Annotated in this window: 19 protein-coding genes; 8 read left to right on the top strand and 11 right to left on the bottom strand. The window is 54.4% G+C overall.

The genetic code is table 11. From position 1 onward, the window contains the following. Nucleotides 1-194: 194 nt before the first annotated feature. Together BN1189_RS03770 and BN1189_RS03765 are read left to right on the top strand one after the other, a co-directional pair. Entirely contained in the window at nucleotides 195-674 is a 480-nt protein-coding gene (locus tag BN1189_RS03770) for a DUF2975 domain-containing protein (RefSeq protein WP_040225612.1), read from the top strand. A gap of 14 nt (nucleotides 675-688) precedes the next feature. Next, a complete protein-coding gene (locus BN1189_RS03765; RefSeq protein WP_040225610.1) occupies nucleotides 689-898 on the top strand; it encodes a helix-turn-helix domain-containing protein in 210 nt (69 codons plus the stop codon). A gap of 42 nt (nucleotides 899-940) precedes the next feature. Here the strand turns inward: BN1189_RS03765 and csaA are convergent, their stop codons facing one another. Then, complete coding sequence (gene csaA, locus BN1189_RS03760) at nucleotides 941-1,276, bottom strand: chaperone CsaA (RefSeq protein WP_257125366.1); 336 nt, start codon at nucleotides 1,274-1,276, stop codon at nucleotides 941-943. A gap of 119 nt (nucleotides 1,277-1,395) precedes the next feature. Here csaA and BN1189_RS03755 point away from each other — a divergent pair, with 119 nt between their 5' ends. Then, nucleotides 1,396-1,941, top strand: coding sequence for a GNAT family N-acetyltransferase (locus tag BN1189_RS03755; protein WP_040225608.1), 546 nt, complete (start codon nucleotides 1,396-1,398; stop codon nucleotides 1,939-1,941). Between the two features lie 43 nt (nucleotides 1,942-1,984). Here the strand turns inward: BN1189_RS03755 and BN1189_RS03750 are convergent, their stop codons facing one another. The 3 genes from BN1189_RS03750 to BN1189_RS03735 all read right to left on the bottom strand — a co-directional run bounded on the left by BN1189_RS03750 (nucleotide 1,985) and on the right by BN1189_RS03735 (nucleotide 4,335). Next, on the bottom strand, nucleotides 1,985-2,578 hold the full coding sequence (locus tag BN1189_RS03750; RefSeq protein ID WP_040225606.1) for a hypothetical protein: 594 nt from the start codon (nucleotides 2,576-2,578) through the stop codon (nucleotides 1,985-1,987). A 407-nt stretch (nucleotides 2,579-2,985) separates the two neighbouring features. Next, nucleotides 2,986-3,474 carry a DUF1189 family protein gene (locus tag BN1189_RS03740; RefSeq protein ID WP_040225602.1) on the bottom strand — a complete coding sequence of 163 codons (489 nt, stop codon included), beginning with the start codon at nucleotides 3,472-3,474 and terminating at the stop codon, nucleotides 2,986-2,988. Nucleotides 3,475-3,591: 117 nt separating this feature from the next. Beyond that, nucleotides 3,592-4,335, bottom strand: a complete 744-nt coding sequence (locus BN1189_RS03735) for a class I SAM-dependent methyltransferase (RefSeq protein ID WP_052455618.1) — start codon at nucleotides 4,333-4,335, stop codon at nucleotides 3,592-3,594. A 106-nt stretch (nucleotides 4,336-4,441) separates the two neighbouring features. Here BN1189_RS03735 and BN1189_RS03730 point away from each other — a divergent pair, with 106 nt between their 5' ends. Beyond that, nucleotides 4,442-4,792, top strand: a complete 351-nt coding sequence (locus BN1189_RS03730; RefSeq protein WP_040225600.1) for a DUF2200 domain-containing protein — start codon at nucleotides 4,442-4,444, stop codon at nucleotides 4,790-4,792. A 109-nt stretch (nucleotides 4,793-4,901) separates the two neighbouring features. Here BN1189_RS03730 and BN1189_RS03725 read toward each other — a convergent pair whose 3' ends face one another. The 3 genes from BN1189_RS03725 to BN1189_RS03715 form a co-directional block, all read right to left on the bottom strand. After that, on the bottom strand, nucleotides 4,902-5,276 hold the full coding sequence (locus tag BN1189_RS03725; protein ID WP_257125365.1) for a hypothetical protein: 375 nt from the start codon (nucleotides 5,274-5,276) through the stop codon (nucleotides 4,902-4,904). 36 nt (nucleotides 5,277-5,312) lie between these two features. Continuing rightward, nucleotides 5,313-5,678: a DUF3221 domain-containing protein gene (locus tag BN1189_RS03720; protein WP_052455617.1), complete on the bottom strand. Its 366-nt coding sequence runs from the start codon at nucleotides 5,676-5,678 to the stop codon at nucleotides 5,313-5,315. Between the two features lie 65 nt (nucleotides 5,679-5,743). After that, the gene (locus BN1189_RS03715; protein WP_040225597.1) at nucleotides 5,744-6,949 is read right to left on the bottom strand and encodes an MFS transporter; all 1,206 of its coding nucleotides are present in this window, start codon (nucleotides 6,947-6,949) and stop codon (nucleotides 5,744-5,746) included. Between the two features lie 200 nt (nucleotides 6,950-7,149). On the opposite strand from BN1189_RS03715, the gene BN1189_RS03710 reads away from it, so the two are divergent. From BN1189_RS03710 to BN1189_RS03700, 3 genes are all read left to right on the top strand, one after another. After that, a complete protein-coding gene (locus BN1189_RS03710; protein WP_040225594.1) occupies nucleotides 7,150-7,476 on the top strand; it encodes a nucleoside triphosphate pyrophosphohydrolase in 327 nt (108 codons plus the stop codon). Beyond that, nucleotides 7,469-9,907 carry a DEAD/DEAH box helicase family protein gene (locus BN1189_RS03705; RefSeq protein ID WP_040225591.1) on the top strand — a complete coding sequence of 813 codons (2,439 nt, stop codon included), beginning with the start codon at nucleotides 7,469-7,471 and terminating at the stop codon, nucleotides 9,905-9,907. The genes BN1189_RS03710 and BN1189_RS03705 overlap by 8 nt, the downstream gene beginning before the upstream one ends. Nucleotides 9,908-9,969: 62 nt before the next feature. Further along, nucleotides 9,970-11,643 (top strand): DUF262 domain-containing protein, encoded by a 1,674-nt coding sequence (locus BN1189_RS03700; protein ID WP_040225589.1) that lies wholly within the window; start codon nucleotides 9,970-9,972, stop codon nucleotides 11,641-11,643. Nucleotides 11,644-11,805: 162 nt separating this feature from the next. Here BN1189_RS03700 and BN1189_RS03695 read toward each other — a convergent pair whose 3' ends face one another. The 4 genes from BN1189_RS03695 to BN1189_RS03680 form a co-directional block, all read right to left on the bottom strand. Next, nucleotides 11,806-12,009: an alpha/beta-type small acid-soluble spore protein gene (locus BN1189_RS03695; protein ID WP_040225586.1), complete on the bottom strand. Its 204-nt coding sequence runs from the start codon at nucleotides 12,007-12,009 to the stop codon at nucleotides 11,806-11,808. Between the two features lie 149 nt (nucleotides 12,010-12,158). Beyond that, a complete protein-coding gene (locus BN1189_RS03690; RefSeq protein WP_040225583.1) occupies nucleotides 12,159-12,611 on the bottom strand; it encodes a GNAT family N-acetyltransferase in 453 nt (150 codons plus the stop codon). A gap of 112 nt (nucleotides 12,612-12,723) precedes the next feature. Continuing rightward, nucleotides 12,724-13,143, bottom strand: coding sequence for a universal stress protein (locus tag BN1189_RS03685; RefSeq protein ID WP_040225581.1), 420 nt, complete (start codon nucleotides 13,141-13,143; stop codon nucleotides 12,724-12,726). 14 nt (nucleotides 13,144-13,157) lie between these two features. Further along, nucleotides 13,158-14,666 carry a SulP family inorganic anion transporter gene (locus tag BN1189_RS03680; RefSeq protein ID WP_052455616.1) on the bottom strand — a complete coding sequence of 503 codons (1,509 nt, stop codon included), beginning with the start codon at nucleotides 14,664-14,666 and terminating at the stop codon, nucleotides 13,158-13,160. A 74-nt stretch (nucleotides 14,667-14,740) separates the two neighbouring features. Here BN1189_RS03680 and BN1189_RS03675 point away from each other — a divergent pair, with 74 nt between their 5' ends. Beyond that, on the top strand, nucleotides 14,741-15,304 hold the full coding sequence (locus tag BN1189_RS03675; protein WP_040225577.1) for a recombinase family protein: 564 nt from the start codon (nucleotides 14,741-14,743) through the stop codon (nucleotides 15,302-15,304). Nucleotides 15,305-15,307: the final 3 nt, after the last annotated feature.

The following is a 15,307-nucleotide window of genomic DNA, read 5'->3' as shown; positions in this document are numbered from 1 at the left end:
TTGCCCGACACTCTCAGACTCCTCTGAACCGCAATCCCGAAAGCATCCGCCGCCCCGGATGCTTTTTCGTTTTTCGAGAAAAGAAGCGGGCCTTGTCAGGAACGGAAAGTCTCTCGCTCCTCGATAATTATTTATTGATTATCGATAAACAATATGTTAAATTTCAAGCATCACAATGAAAACGAGGTGCACTCATGAAACGGGAAACGCTCTTTCTGAAGGCCGCGGTAATCCTGCTCGGGATCCCGGTGCTGGCCGTCTGCATCTTTGCGCTGCCGCAGCTCGCGGTACATATTCCGGATTACCGGACGAACATCGCCTACGCGGTCACCGGCATCCTGGTCGTCCTGTACGGCACGGCGATCCTCTTCTTCGCGGCGCTGTACCAGGCATTCCGGCTGCTCGGCTTCATCGACCGGAACCACGCCTTCTCGGAGGATTCGGCGAACACGCTCAAGAAGATCAAGCGTCTTGCCGTGGCGATCGGGCTGTTTTATACGGCGGGCCTGTTGCCGGTGTACGTCCTCGCGGAAATCGACGATGCCCCGGGACTCATCCTGGTCGGCGGGGGAATGGTGTTCGCCGCGTTCACCGTGGCCATTTTTGCCGCCGTCCTGCAGAAGCTGCTGCAAAACGCCATCGACATCAAGACCGAGAACGACCTGACCGTCTGAGGAGGAGAGGAAACATGCCGATCATCATCAACCTGGATGTCATGCTAGCCAAGCGGAAAATGAGCCTCACCGAGCTCTCCGAAAAAGTCGGCGTCACGATGGCGAACCTGTCCGTCCTGAAAACCGGCAAGGCCAAGGCCGTGCGTTTCTCGACGCTCGAGGCAATCTGCAAGGCGCTCGACTGCCAGCCGGGCGATATATTGGAATATCAACAAGATGAATAAGAAAAGCAGCCGTTCCGGAATCACGCGGAGCGGCTGCTTTCGTTAAGAGATCTTTGTCCCGTTCGGCACCGCCTGGTCGGGCTTCAGCAAAACGACGTCGCCCTCATCCGGAACCCCGCCGAGCACGAGCACTTCGGACTTGAAGCCGGCGATGCGCATCGCGGGGAAGTTCACGACCGCGACCACCTGCCGTCCCGGAAGATCCTCGGGCGAATACCTCTTCGTGATCTGTGCGGAAGATTTCCGGATGCCCAGTTCTTCCCCGAAATCGATCTCCAGCTTGATCGCCGGCGTCCTCGCCTCGGGAAATGGATTGGCACTGATGACCGTGCCGATCCGGATGTCCAGTTTCATAAAATCGTCAATTGATGCCGTCACGAATGAACCGCCTCCCTTGTTTTTACCTTAGTGTGGTTTCAATATAGCATGAATAAATCCTTTTCTCTCCTCGTCAAGAGAATCGGGATGGGTATAATAAGAATCGGGAGGTGGAGCTCTTGACCAGTGAGTTCCCGGTGATATTTACGGAACGGCTGATCCTTCGGGAAGCGACAAACGAGGATGCAGCCGACATGGTTCATTACTTGTCTGATATCAGGGTGGTGAAGCACATGGGACTGGCTCCGTTTGAGAATACTGCTGATGCACTGGATGAAATCGCCTGGTATCGGTCAATCAACGCGGAAGGAACGGGCATCCGCTGGGCTATCACATTAAAGGACTCGGGGAAAATGATCGGGAGCTGCGGATTCCTCAATCGCGAACCGAAACATTTTCGTGCGGAGATCGGATATGAATTGAGCCATGACTATTGGGGTCAGGGGATAGCGGCTGAGGCATTGCGGGCAGTCGTGCAGTATGGATTCAGCCGGCTTAACCTTGAACGGATCGAGGCTCTGATCGAGCCGGCCAATTTGCCCTCCATCAAATTGGTCGAGAGGAACGGCTTCCTGCGGGAAGGCCTGCTGCGCCATTATGAATACACTCAGGGGGAATTTGATGATCTGTATATGTATTCGCTTTTAAAAGGAGACTGCACATGAAGACGCTCCGGCATCAAGTCGGAGCGTCTTTTCTTTATTTACTTCAAATGAGCGGATCCGCCTTCGTCTCCTGCCGGGCAAGCAGCGACCGGACCTTCCCTAGCCGGCCCGCTTCCTTCCTCGAGCGGCGTGCCGTGCGGCTGTCGTACAGGCTGCCGCGGTGCACCGGGTTCGCTTCGAGCGTGTAAGTCGGCTGCACACGGTCCCATACCGAACCGAACTTCATTTCATGCTCCAGCCGCATCGCGTCCATTTGGAACTTCAGCTCGTTCAGGTCTGAAAGTCTCTCGGTCGAGTACACGAGTTTCGGCGTGATGATTGGAATGCCGCGCAGCACAACGAGTCCGAACACCGTCTCCCAGTCGAACTTCAGAGCCAGCCCGAGCGAGTACACATGGGGCACGACGATCGCATCGAACTCTCCCTCATCGACCGCACGCAGGATCGCCATCGCGGACGCGTTCTCCTTGAAACTGCTGCCCTCGCGGAAAATTTCATACTCACAGTGACGCCCGATGAGCCCGACAAGCGTCCGCTCATTCTCCTCCTGTGATGCATGGAGCGGCCGCCTGCCCCAATAAGTCGCCCTGGAATACACCGCCGCCTTTCTGATCACCGGAAGCTCAACGTTCATCATACAAATCTCCCCCTGCCCGATTGGTTGTGAGCCAAGTGTGGGACAGGGGGAGGGGGAATATACCTCTATCTGAAATTAAACGGTTCCGTAGTAGAACAGGTACCAAGCGAACGGGTGATCCAGAGGATTATGACCAGCAAACTTCATCGATTTCGTAGTCGACGGAGGAGTCGGCCTCGCCGGTAATGCACGAGAAACAGCCTTGAAAAGCGACCGCGCTTCCGAGTGCCCAGATCTCCTGCCCGCAATTAGCACAAGTCGCCCCGTCCTTTTTAGCTTTGACAGCCTGTTTGAGTGCTTTTTTGAACTGCGCAGGATTTTCATCCGGATTCCGTTTGCAATGCTTCTTCACATAGTCTTCCAAGGAAATGGGTACCATAGTGACTCCTTTCTTCACTTTACTTCGTTCATCTCTTCGCTGCAGGTTGCCGGACTTTCGGGTACGCCAAGATCATTCCCGTGAAGATTACGAGGAAAATGACGAGCGCCAAAAGATTGAGGAGCCAGTGTGTGATCCCGAACAGGTTAAAGACGGAAATGAGCAGAACTGGATAGGTCAGCGCGTACACGCTCATCTTCCATAACAGCTGGTAAACCAGTTTCCGCCGGGCCAGTTTCCGGATGGCGAGCCCCGTTGCCGCGAGCAGGGAGACCGTGGCCATCCCGAGCAGGATCACGGATGACGGGTAGGCGAAAAGGATGATCAGAAACTCCTTGGCGAATTTCCCGCCGGAGACAGAATTCCTGACGAGCCCGACCCCGTTTGGCAGAGACACCGGCAAAAGCAAAAACACGATATATAAAAGGAAATCCTTTGTCTTCACCCGGTTCAGCTGAAAGACCGCTTCCTTTTTCGGCAATGACAGACTGAGTTGAAACGCATGCAAAACGCCCATGCCATCTTCCTTCCGAAACTCAACAGAATTATTGTCGGCGCCTGCCGCTTGCTGCGGCAGACCCTCTCCTGAATTATAGCATGACGGTCCCGGAGAGAAGCCGGCGACGAAACCCGCCTAAGAATCCATTCTGCATATGCAGACCATCTGCGGGCTTTCCCCGTCAAACCGGCCGCGCCGCCAATCGCCGAACCGGTGTTCAAGCATGAATCCGTGCTGCCGGAGGAGCCGTTCGAGTTCGAGCGGATAGGTGTACCTAAGGGAGATGGCATCGTGGCGGGAAGCATCATCCTCGAGTATTTCGGTCTCGCACCGGAGGATTTGGCCGGCCGGCTCATAGGTTTCCACATGCAACTCGCGGACCGTCCGGCCATCAGCCCGGTGTTCCTCCTCGTACCGGTCAATCCCCGCCAATTCACGGGCCACCGGATTCCGCGTATCGAAGATGAAACGGCCGCCTGAGGAAAGATGGCGACGCACACTTTCAAGAAGGCGGTCCTGATCTTCGTTGGTCAGGAAATGCTGGAACGAGTTCCCCGTCATGACGATGAGCGGGGCGGCAGCGGGAAGGTCGAGAAAGCGGCAGTCCTGCCGGGCGAATAGGATATCCAGTCCTTCGGCAGCCGCCTTTTCCCGCGCAAGGCCAAGCATCCCTTCATGAAGATCAACGCCGATGACGTCATGGCCGGCACGCGCCAGCGGGAGGGAGGCCCTGCCCGTTCCGCAGGCGAGGTCGATGACGGTTGCAGGCCCAGCCGAAAGGGATTCCAGGATCAGTTCCACATCCGCCGTATATCTGCCGTACCGCTCATCGTACCCGGCCGGATCTGCATATTTCTCCAGATTGTCTTCAGTGTTCAATCCATCCGCCTCCAATTGTTCTTTAGCGCATTTCTGCTGTAAAATCATGATACCGCACATCTCGCCCAAGTGGACGAAAACCCGGAAAAACGAAGGAGGAACCGCCATGGCCAAACATAAGATCTACTTGATGAGCGTCGCAAAAGTCTACCCGAGCTATATCGCGAAAGCGGAGAGGAAAGGCCGCACGAAGTCAGAGGTCGACGAAATCTTCCGCTGGCTGACCGGATACACCCAGGAAGAACTGGAGACACAGCTCGAGAACGGAACCGACTTCGAAACCTTTTTTGCCGAAGCCCCCGCGCCCAACCCGGCGCGCAGCCTGATCAAAGGCGTCATCTGCGGCATCCGGGTAGAAGAGATCGAAGAACCGACGATGCGCGAAATCCGCTACCTCGACAAGCTGATCGACGAGCTGGCCAAGGGGAAGGCGATGGAGAAAATTCTGAGGAAATGATCGTGGCCGAAACAGACGATCAACCGGGCAACCGAGCCGCTCGGTTGCCCGGTTAAATTAAATTGATTGACGCCGGAAGATTAAGAGCTTCGCGGACCGGTACACCCGCTCACTCTTCGAACGTTATATCAACAATGCTAGGTTCCCGGCCTTGCATTTCAAGGATGACAGTCGCTTCATAATCATTTCTCCATTCCACGGAGATGCTGTCCGGGATTTTTGTTTTCATGATACTTTTCTGGTCATAGTTAATTCTGATGGTCGGATCGGGGAAGTCATTTTTCCTGACGATTTCAACCATGTTGATCTTGTTGGGGGATTCGCTTGCCTTTAACAGGGTCTCTTGAGGGAACAAAGCATGCCAGCCTATTACTAAAACAGCCAGGAGTCCCATCATGATGACTCCAAAAAAGCAACCGATCTTTACGGAGAGGATAGACTTTTCATGTTCTAAGCTGTTCTTGTCATCCCAATCCACGGACACTGAACACCTCTCTTTGGACCGCCGATGCACTTCGGTTCATCCCAGCACTTCTATCTTCTCCGCCCCGGCCTGCGCCGGCCACGACTCATCGACGCCCCCGTCGATCCAAACCTTCACGCGGTCGCCTGCCTTCAATTGATCCGCCGCGGAATAACCGAAGAAATACAGCGAAATTCCCTCATCAGCCAAATTCGGCCAATCTGCCCCCTTGATCTCCTCGTACTTCTCCCGCGAGATGTCTTCGGCTACGAGGATGCGGCCTTCCGCTGCATTCACCTCAAGAATAATTCCTTCAACCGTCATCTCCATGTCAACCGGCCCCTCGTCGGCCGTCGTACAGCCGCCAATGAACAGGGCCGCCCCCAACAGGAACAGTCCCCAAAAGTCCATTCGATTCCTCATTGAATCCCTCCTGTCTATGAGACGAATGAGCAGGCGCATTGGATACACTGGCAGGTCCCCCGGCTTCAGGCCGTCTCCGCCCCAAAGTATCCTGCCTTCCGCCTGTCCAGCACAGAAATTGCAAGGACGCCCGACAGGAGAAGAGCGAGTGCCGCGAAGCCGATCGCCGCTCCCTGGACGCTGAACCACTCGGCTGCCAGGCCGAGGACGAGCGTGAACAGAATCTGCAGGGCGCTCTGGAAAATCGCCGCCAGGCTGCCGAACCTGCCCATGAGCGAGGTCGGGACATTCCGCTGGTAGAATGTCTCGTAGCCGGCGTTTGAGAACGCCATGAAGACGCCGAGCACGATGAATGAACCGGTGGCGGTCCAGAATCCGGATGAACTGTAGAACGCCGCGTATCCCGCCATCGTCATCGCCATGCCGACCGCGATATACATCTGCAGCGAGACCTTCTTCGACAGGGCCGCCGCAAGCGACGCGCCGACGAGCGAGCCGGCGCCCGTGATGCTGACGATGAGCCCGTACTGGCGGTCGTCGAGTCCGAGATCCTGCTTCAGGAACGTCACTTCCTGAGAGTCCAGCGCGAACGCCACCATGAGCGTGACCTGAAACAGCAGGTAGATGCGGAAGAAGAACGGCTCCGCCTTCGTGAACCGGCGGACGGCGGAGAAGTCCCCCCGGATCATCCGCCAGCCGAACCGGGTTTCCTCTGTATCCCGCTCAACCGCAACAGCCGGCAACAACGAGATGCAGACCGCGCAGATGAAGAAAGTAACTGCGTTCAAAAAGATGCTCCACGTCGTGCCGAATGCCAGGATGAGCACGCCCGCAAGTGCGGGACCGAGCACGAACGCCCCCGAATTCATCATACCCATGAATGAATTGAACCGCTTCCGGTCCCCGTCCGGCACAAGTTTCGTGATGACGAACGTCGAACTCGGTCCAAAGAACGCCCCGACTGCATTCGTGCAGAACACCAGCGCGTAGATGAGCCAGATCGACCCCGCAAACGGCATGAGGAGGATGAGCAGCCCCCTCAGCACATCCGAGGCGATCATCAGCCGCTTCTTGTCCGACCGGTCGATCACCGACCCGGCGAACAGATTCGTGATCACCCGTGCCGCCGGACCGATGATATAGATCCCCGCCACCGCAGCCGCCGACCCGGTCATATCGAGCACCAGCAGATTCAGCGCCACGAGATACACCCAGTTCCCGAAGTTGGACACGCCAATCCCGCCGAGCAGCAAGCCGTACTTTTTCCACATCCCGACACCCCCTGACTGAAATGCTGATAGCTACAGCATAACGAAATTTCAACACAGGCAGGAAGGAGAGATGTTTTTAATTTCCGACAATTTTCTGCCCGGTCGCCGAAAGGCTTCAAAGTCCCGGTTTGCTAAATCGAGTTTTCTCGGAAGTCGTGCTATCCTTATCCTAAAGAATTGGAATTGAAAGGGTGTTCAAAATGCCAGTCTACCACAAGCTCGTCCGAGACCGGATTCCGGAAATCATCGAAAAGGACGGCAAACAACCGTCCGTGCGAACGCTAAACGACGAAGAGTATATGAAGGAACTGAGGAAAAAGCTCGGGGAGGAACTCGAGGAATACCTCGCCGCAGACAACGCCGTCGCGGCCGTTGAGGAACTGGCGGACATGCTCGAACTCATCTACGCCACCGCCAACGCACACGGCGCCACGCCCCACCAGCTCGACATGATCCGGGAAAAGAAAGCGGAAGAGCGGGGAGCATTCGACGAGCGGATCTACCTCATCGAAGTTGTGGATGACTAAGCTGCAGCTCGTCACGTCCGAACTGATCGGCCATCTGGAGAAGCTGTCAAAGGAAGCGACTGAAATCAGCTGGATGACCGCCTTCACGATGGCTTCCGGCGTCCGCCAAGTATTGCCCTTTCTGAAAGAGGCGGCCGGACGCGGGTCTACGGTGAAGCTGCTGACGGGAGACTATCTTTTCGTGACGCAGCCTGAGGCACTCGGCCTGCTTCTAAAAGAATTGCCGGAGGCGGAAATACGTCTCTGGCGGAGCGGGGGAGCGAGTTTCCACCCGAAGGCCTATCTCTTTCGGGGACAAGGCGATCATCATCTGATCGTCGGCTCGTCGAACCTGTCAAAGTCTGCGCTAACTTCCGGTGTCGAGTGGAATCTTGTCGCTCCGTCGGCTGCGGACGGACAGGTTTTTGAAGAAGCGAACGAACAGTTTGAAAGGCTCTTTTATCACGAATCCACAATTCCGGTGAATCCGGAAACGCTCGCAGAGTATGCTGCGCTGCATAAGGAAGCGAACCGGGCAAAGCCGATCAGCGCCGCCTGGTCCGAGGCCGAAGAGACCGAACTGATGCTGGGGCCCGGGGAACCGCAGGAAATCGCGGAACCCGTCGCTGATTACACCGCAGAACCGCTAAATCCCCGTCCTGCACAGGAGATGGCACTCCAAGCACTCGAAGCGACGATGGAAGAGGAATATGACCGCGCGATGGCCGTGCTGGCGACCGGTCTCGGGAAGACTTATCTGGCCGCCTTCTTCGCCCGGAACTTCAAGCGGGTCCTGTTCGTGGCCCACCGGGAAGAGATCCTCAGGCAGGCCGGGAATTCATTTCGCCGCGTCCACCCGAAACGATCGGCGGGGCTCTTCAATGCAACAGAAAAGTCGACCGATGCGGACTTCGTCTTTGCATCGGTGTACACACTCGGGAGCCGGCACAATGTCGAACAATTCGCTCCCGATGCATTCGACCTGATCGTCATCGATGAGTTCCATCATGCGGCAGCCCCTACATATGAACGGGTTTTGGACTACTTCAAGCCGAAGTTCCTGCTCGGCATCACGGCAACGCCCGACCGGATGGACAATAAAGACGTCTACGCGATTTGCGGCGGGAATGTCGCCATCTCGATCCATTTCCTCGAAGCGATCGAACGCGGATGGCTGGCGCCGTTCCGGTATTACGGCGTCTACGACGACACCGACTACTCTCAGATTCCATGGCGGGGGACGCGTTACGACGAGGAAGAGCTCCTCGCCGCCCAGCTGCGGGAGGAGTTTGCCCGAAAGATCTTCGATGCCTACATGGAACACCGGCAGAGCCGGACGATCGTCTTCTGCTCATCCGTCCGGCAGGCCGCGTTCATGGATGACTTCTTCCGGCGGCAGGGCATCCGGTCGATGGCCCTGCATGGCCAGACTGGGAATGAAGAGCGGCGCAGCGCAACGGCACGTCTTGAACGAGGGGAACTGGAAGCGATCTTCACGGTCGACCTGTTCAATGAAGGCGTCGACATTCCGAAGGTCGACACGCTGCTCTTCATCCGTCCGACCGAATCCCTCACCGTCTACACCCAGCAGATCGGCCGCGGACTTCGCCTGGCGGACGGGAAAAGCCACTGCGTCATCATCGACTTCATCGGGAACTACCGGAATGCGGACGTGAAACTCGCCGTCTTTGACGAGCCGGGCACTTACGGGGAAAAGCGGGGGAGGTTCACCGAGCCCACGGTCCCGGCGGTGTGCGAGTTCAACCTGGATCTGAAAGTCATCAACCTGCTGAAAGAGATGGCTAAAAAGCGGGCGCCGAGAAGAGATGCCCTCGTCGCCGCTTATTTTGAATTGAAACGAGAGCTCGGAAGACGTCCGGACTATCTGGAATACCATCTGCAGGCAGACGCCGATTCAAAAGCGGTCAAACAGGAATTCGGCAGCTATTTCGGCATGCTGGCCTACGCAGGGGAACTGGATGACGAAGAGTTGGAAGTCTGGGAAACTTACAAAGACTGGTTCATCGAAGTCGAAAAGACCGGGATGAACAAGAGTTACAAAATGGTCGTCCTGCTTTACATGCTCTCAAGGGGTTCTAAGCACTGGACAGACCCCGTCACGCCCGAAGAAGTCGCTCCGTTCTTCCACCGGTACCTAACGGAGAAAGAGTACCGCATTCGGGCAGACCTGAGCGACAAGACCGGTCAACGGCTAATCGAATATGATGAAAAGCGGACAGCTGATCTGATCGCGAAGATGCCGATGACGAAATGGAGCAGGAGCGACACATTGAAAATCGTTAGATTTGCTAATAAGGTTTTCTTTGTTAAATTAAAGAAGGATGGAGAAAAAGCGAACTTTTTGCATAAGTGGACAAGAAGCATTGTTAACTACCGGTTGCAATTTCACTTTGAAAAGAAAAATAGGATTAGCCTACCAAAGAGCGATTAAATGGATATTCATGATCGAAATGAAAGTAAGGCAAGATACTACTCAACTTGAAGGTGGTAAATATGAAAACGACACTATCCGCACAAGAAACGCCTCTTCACAAGGTTTTCTCAGACGACTACCTTTTCACCGTACCAAGTGTTCAAAGGCCATATTCTTGGACGTCGGATGAAGCTGGTGAGTTGCTAGATGATTTGTTGAATTTTATCGAGGAATATAATATTTCAGAGATAAATATGAACAACATTGAGGAACCTTACTTTTTGGGTAGTATTGTTCTAGTTAAGCAAGACGGCCCACAGTCCGAAGTATTGGATGGTCAACAACGATTAACCACCTTAACCATCCTATTAGCAGTTTTACGTGATTACATTGGAAGTGATTATGCAAAAGAAATTAACAGCTTGATAGTCCAAAAAGGAAGTAAGATTAGAGGGATTCAAGACACATTTAGATTAAGACTAAGAAACAGAGATAACGCGTTTTTTGAACAATATGTTCAAACAGCAGGAGCAATTTTTAAAGTGGACGAGAATTTGTCTGTCAAAACAGACAGCCAAAAGGCGATTAAAGAAAACGTTTTATACTACCTAAATAGATTTAACGATTTAGACGAAAAAACATTAAATATCTTGCCGGGTGTTATAGCCACATTATGTTACGTTGTAGTTGTTTCGACCCCTAATTTCAACTCTGCGTTTCGAATATTTACTGTGCTAAATGATAGAGGACTTGATTTATTGCCAAGTGACATTTTCAAAGCTCGTGTTATCGGTGATATAGATAATAGTGAGCAAGAATACTATACGAGTAAATGGGAAGAGGTAGAGGTTTCTCTTGGCAGAGAAAAGTTCAGCCGCCTATTTGAACATATACGACTTATAATTCAAAAGAGAAAAGGAAGTAGCAACTCAAAAAAGGAGTACGAAGAAATATTTTCAAGAATCAGTGGTAAAGAGTTCATTGATAAAGTTTTGTTGCCTTACAGTGAGACTTTCTTAAAGCTAAATAACTACAATGCATTTTATAACAATCAGCCTAACGTATTAAAAATACTAAGCTTATTGAATAAAATTGATAATACAGATTGGTATTCAGTTGCCATGTATTATATAAATAAAGTTGGCGAGAAGGATTTAGAGGAATTCCTCTATAGATTAGAGACTTTCGCTGGAATAAGCATGGTGCTTAGGAAAAACTTTAATTGGAGACAATCGAGATATTCTCAGATACTAAAAGAAATGGACAAGGGGGTGGATATATTTTCTGCCCAATCAGCACTTGAGGTGACTAATGAGGATAAAGCCGAAGTTCTATTAAAGCTAAAGGGCGATGTATACGTAGAATTGAAAGACTCGGTAAGAAGATATGTGTTGCTTAAACTTGATTCATTATTAACAAAGGGACAACCGTATTATGATCACTCAGTTATCACTGTTGAACATGTTTTACCCCAACGACCGAAGGATGACAGCGATTGGCTTTTACATTTTCATGAACCTGAAGAGTTTGTCCATAAATTAGGGAATTTAGTTTTGTTAACTCGAGTAAAAAATTCACAGGCTAAGAACTATGATTTTGAAAAGAAAAAGTCGACATATTTTCAAGTTAAAAATGGTGTTAACACCTTTGCTCTTACTAATCAGGTAATTCAAGAGAAAGATTGGACCCCGGCCGTGTTAAAGAAGAGACAAGATAGATTGATTTCAATGTTAGTTAAAGCATGGCAGTTATAAAGCAAAGACTCATTCTAAAAGGCCATTCGGACACCGATCCGGAGGGCCTTATTTCGTGACGCCAAGAATAAAAATAATAAAACCACCGGGAGAGAGTTAATTCCCCGCCGGCGGTTTTCCGTATGGCTGCACCTTCTTCAGCCATCCTATTTCAAAGCTCTTTTATTCCTGGGTGCCCTTCATCTGCTGCTGGGCTTGTCTGACCAGGCGCTTGGTGATTTCTCCGCCGACGGATCCGTTGGCACGCGCTGTCGTTTCAGAACCCATTTGGACGCCGAATTCGCTTGCGATCTCTTCCTTCATCTGATCGAGTGCCTGGCGGACGCCCGGGACGAGAAGTTTGTTCGAGTTGTTGTTGTTTGGCATGTGATTTCGCCTCCTTTATTGGGATTGCTATTATCGTGTGCAAGGAGGCGGAAAACATACGGTTGAAGTTCTTGCCAGCCGGATTGCCGGACAAATTTTATGCGGCAGCGGGTGATGATGAATCCCCGGTTCAAGGATTCAATCCGAGCCTATTCCAGGATCAGTTTCATGCCTTCATGGGTGGCGGTGAATCCGAGCTTTTCGTAGAAGCGCATGGCGTCCTCCCGGGTTTTGTCCGTCGTGAGCTGGATGAGTCCGCAGTTTTCGGCCTGCGACAGCCGGATGGCTTCCCGGATGAGGGATTCGCCGATCTTGCGGCCCCGGCATCGCTTGTCGATCCGGACGCCTTCGATCTGGGCGCGTTTCATGCCGAGCCGGGAAAGGCCCGGGATGAAGGTCAGCTGCAGGCAGCCGATGACCGATCCGTCTTCCGCCGCCACGAGGATTTGATTGCCGGTTTGTGCCTGGATGTCGGAAAATGCCTGTTCGTACGCGTCCGGCAGCGGGTCTTCGTACTTCTCCCGCGTGGCGCCGAGTTCGTCGTCGGCCAGGAGCCTGACGATCTCTTTCAGATCTTCGTGCATCGCTTTCCGGAATTCCATTGCCTTCACCTCCGTTTCACTAGTAGGTTTCGCCTTTTGGGGCGCTTTCCCTTTATTCACTTCCGCAACAAGAAAGGATGGCCCGGTTGTCCCGGTGCCATCCTCTGCTTTCTTATTTCACGATTAAGACGGGCGCGTCGGCGCGCTTGACGACTTTGTGGCTGACGCTGCCGAGGACCATTTCCTGCAGGGCGTTGAGGCCGCGGCTGCCGAGGATGATGAGGTCGAACGGCTGGCTGTTCACGTAGTCGATGATCGCCGGGGCGGGGTCGCCGTGGAGGAACCTCACTTCATGGGGGATATTCTCTCCCCGAAGCAGGTCCTCGACGGGACGGATCCGCTGCCGCCGGTTGTATTCGAGCGTTTCGCGGTCGCCTGCGTGGAGGATCTCGCTTTTCGCTTTCGTGTGGTCGGCGACGTAGATCACTTCGATCGTGGCGCCGGGGGACAGGTTGGCGAGCTTGACCGCTTCCCGGGCGGCTCGAAGGGCGTTCTCCGAGCCGTCCGCGGCAAGGGCGATTCGTTTGGCCATCGGGTGCACCTCCTTTATTGCCCGGCCGGTCGGGTGCCGGGTTCGCTAGAGACGGTGAGTTTGTCGACGATGTTGCGGCTGGCCGTGTTCAGGCCAATGAGCGTGATGTCGTTGCCGTTCTCCCTGAGTTTGAGGACCGCCTTGTCGATGGCGCCGACGGCCGAGTCGTCCCAGACGTGGGAGTCGGTGAAGTCGATGCGGATCGTTTTGCCGGTGTCGCCCAGGTCGATGCCGGCGAGAAAGTCTTCAACGGATGCAAAGAACAGCTGGCCGTGCACGTTGTAGTTTGTATACCCGTCATCTGCCGTCTTGTCGATCTTCAGTCTGGAGATTTTGACGACGAAGAAGATCGCGCTCAGGACAACACCGGCGATGACGCCCTTGGACAGGTCGTGTGTCGCGAGGACGATCGCCATCGTGACGACCATGACGGCCGCGTCCGCTCTCGGCGCCTTCATGAGATAGGCGAACGAGCCCCAGTCGAATGTGCCGATGGACACCATGATCATGATCCCGGCGAGCACCGGCATCGGGATCTGGACGACGAGGTCGCCGAGCACGATGATGAGGAACATGAGGAACAGGCCGGCCGTCAGAGTCGAGAGCCGTCCGCGTCCGCCGCTTTTGACGTTAATGACCGACTGGCCGATCATCGCGCAGCCGGCCATGCCGCCGAAGAAGCCGGTCACGAAGTTCGCGATCCCCTGGCCGCGCGCTTCGCGGTTTTTATTGCTCCCGGTGTCGGTCATGTCGTCGACAATCTGCGAAGTGAGCAGCGATTCGGTCAGACCGACGATGGCGAGCGCGATCGAGTACGGGAAGATGATGGCGAGCGTCTCGAGATTGAACGGCACGTCCGGGACGAAGAAGCTCGGCAGGGATTTCGTCACGGTGCCGAGGTCGCCGACGGTCCGGAGGTCGAGCCCTGCGAAGATCGCGGCCGCGGTCAGGAAGACGATCGCGATGAGCGGGGCCGGGATGGCTTTGAAGAATCTTGGTACAATGTAGACGATGGCGAGCGTGATGGCGACGAATGCGTAAGTCATGTTGTTGATGCCGAGGAAATGCGGCACCTGTGCCATAAATATGAGGATGGCGAGCGAGTTGACGAATCCGATCATGACGGCGCGCGGGATGAACTTCATCACTTTCGCGATCTTGAACACGCCGAATATGATCTGGATGACGCCGGTGAGGATCGTTGCCGCAAACAGGTAATCAAGCCCGTGTTCGCGGACGAGCGGTCCCATGAGGAGCGCCATCGCGCCGGTCGCCGCCGAGATCATGCCCGGCCGGCCGCCGGCGAATGCGATGATGACGGCGATGCAGAATGATGCATACAGGCCGACCATCGGGTCCACCCCGGCGATGATGGAGAAGGCGATGGCTTCGGGGATGAGGGCGAGTGCCACGACAATCCCGGCCAATATATCTTTTCGGACGTTGCCGAACCATTCGTGTTTTAATGTTGGAGACAATGGGATCCACCTCTTTATTATATTCAGACTGAGACAGTGTACCATCTGTTGTTCCAGAAGGGAACCCTTTCGGGACGAACAGTGAATAAATGGATGATGATTCGCTAAGGAGGAGTCCGATGAATTATGGATATGTCCGCCCGCTGCCGTCCGACCCGGAGATGGCGGGGCAGATGGAGACGCTGAAGCCCTACCGCATCGGGGAGTGGGCGCGGGAAGAGAGCTACCGCGACAACGGGGTGCTGGATGCGCTGCTCGAGCGTGGGGAGCCCGGCGATGTGGTGTATGTGCAGTCGCTCGCCGCGCTCGCCCACTCGCCGGTGCACCTCGGGCAGGTGCTGGAGGCGGCGGCGGAGAAGAAGATCCGGGTGTACTGCCACCGGGAGGAGATCGACTCGGACGAGCCGCTGGCCTTGACGCTTGAGCAGATGGTGCGCATGTTCACCGAGTTCCAGAGCGAGGCGAAGAGCATCGCGACGAGGGCCGGCATCGATGAGGCGCGTGGAAAAGGCATCGAGACCGGACGCCCGCGCAAGAAAGACGAAAACGTCCGCGAGGCGATCCGCATGTACCGGACGAATCAGTACACGCTCGCCGAGATCCGCGAGAAGACGAACATCAGCAAGACGACGCTGTACCGGTACCTGGCGCTGGAAAACGACCGGCCGGCGGATGAACTTTAAGAA

Origin of the sequence: Bhargavaea cecembensis (assembly GCF_000826125.2) — a bacterium.
Taxonomy (GTDB): Bacteria; Bacillota; Bacilli; order Bacillales_A; family Planococcaceae; genus Bhargavaea; species Bhargavaea cecembensis_B.
This window is presented reverse-complemented; position numbering and strand designations above follow the sequence as displayed.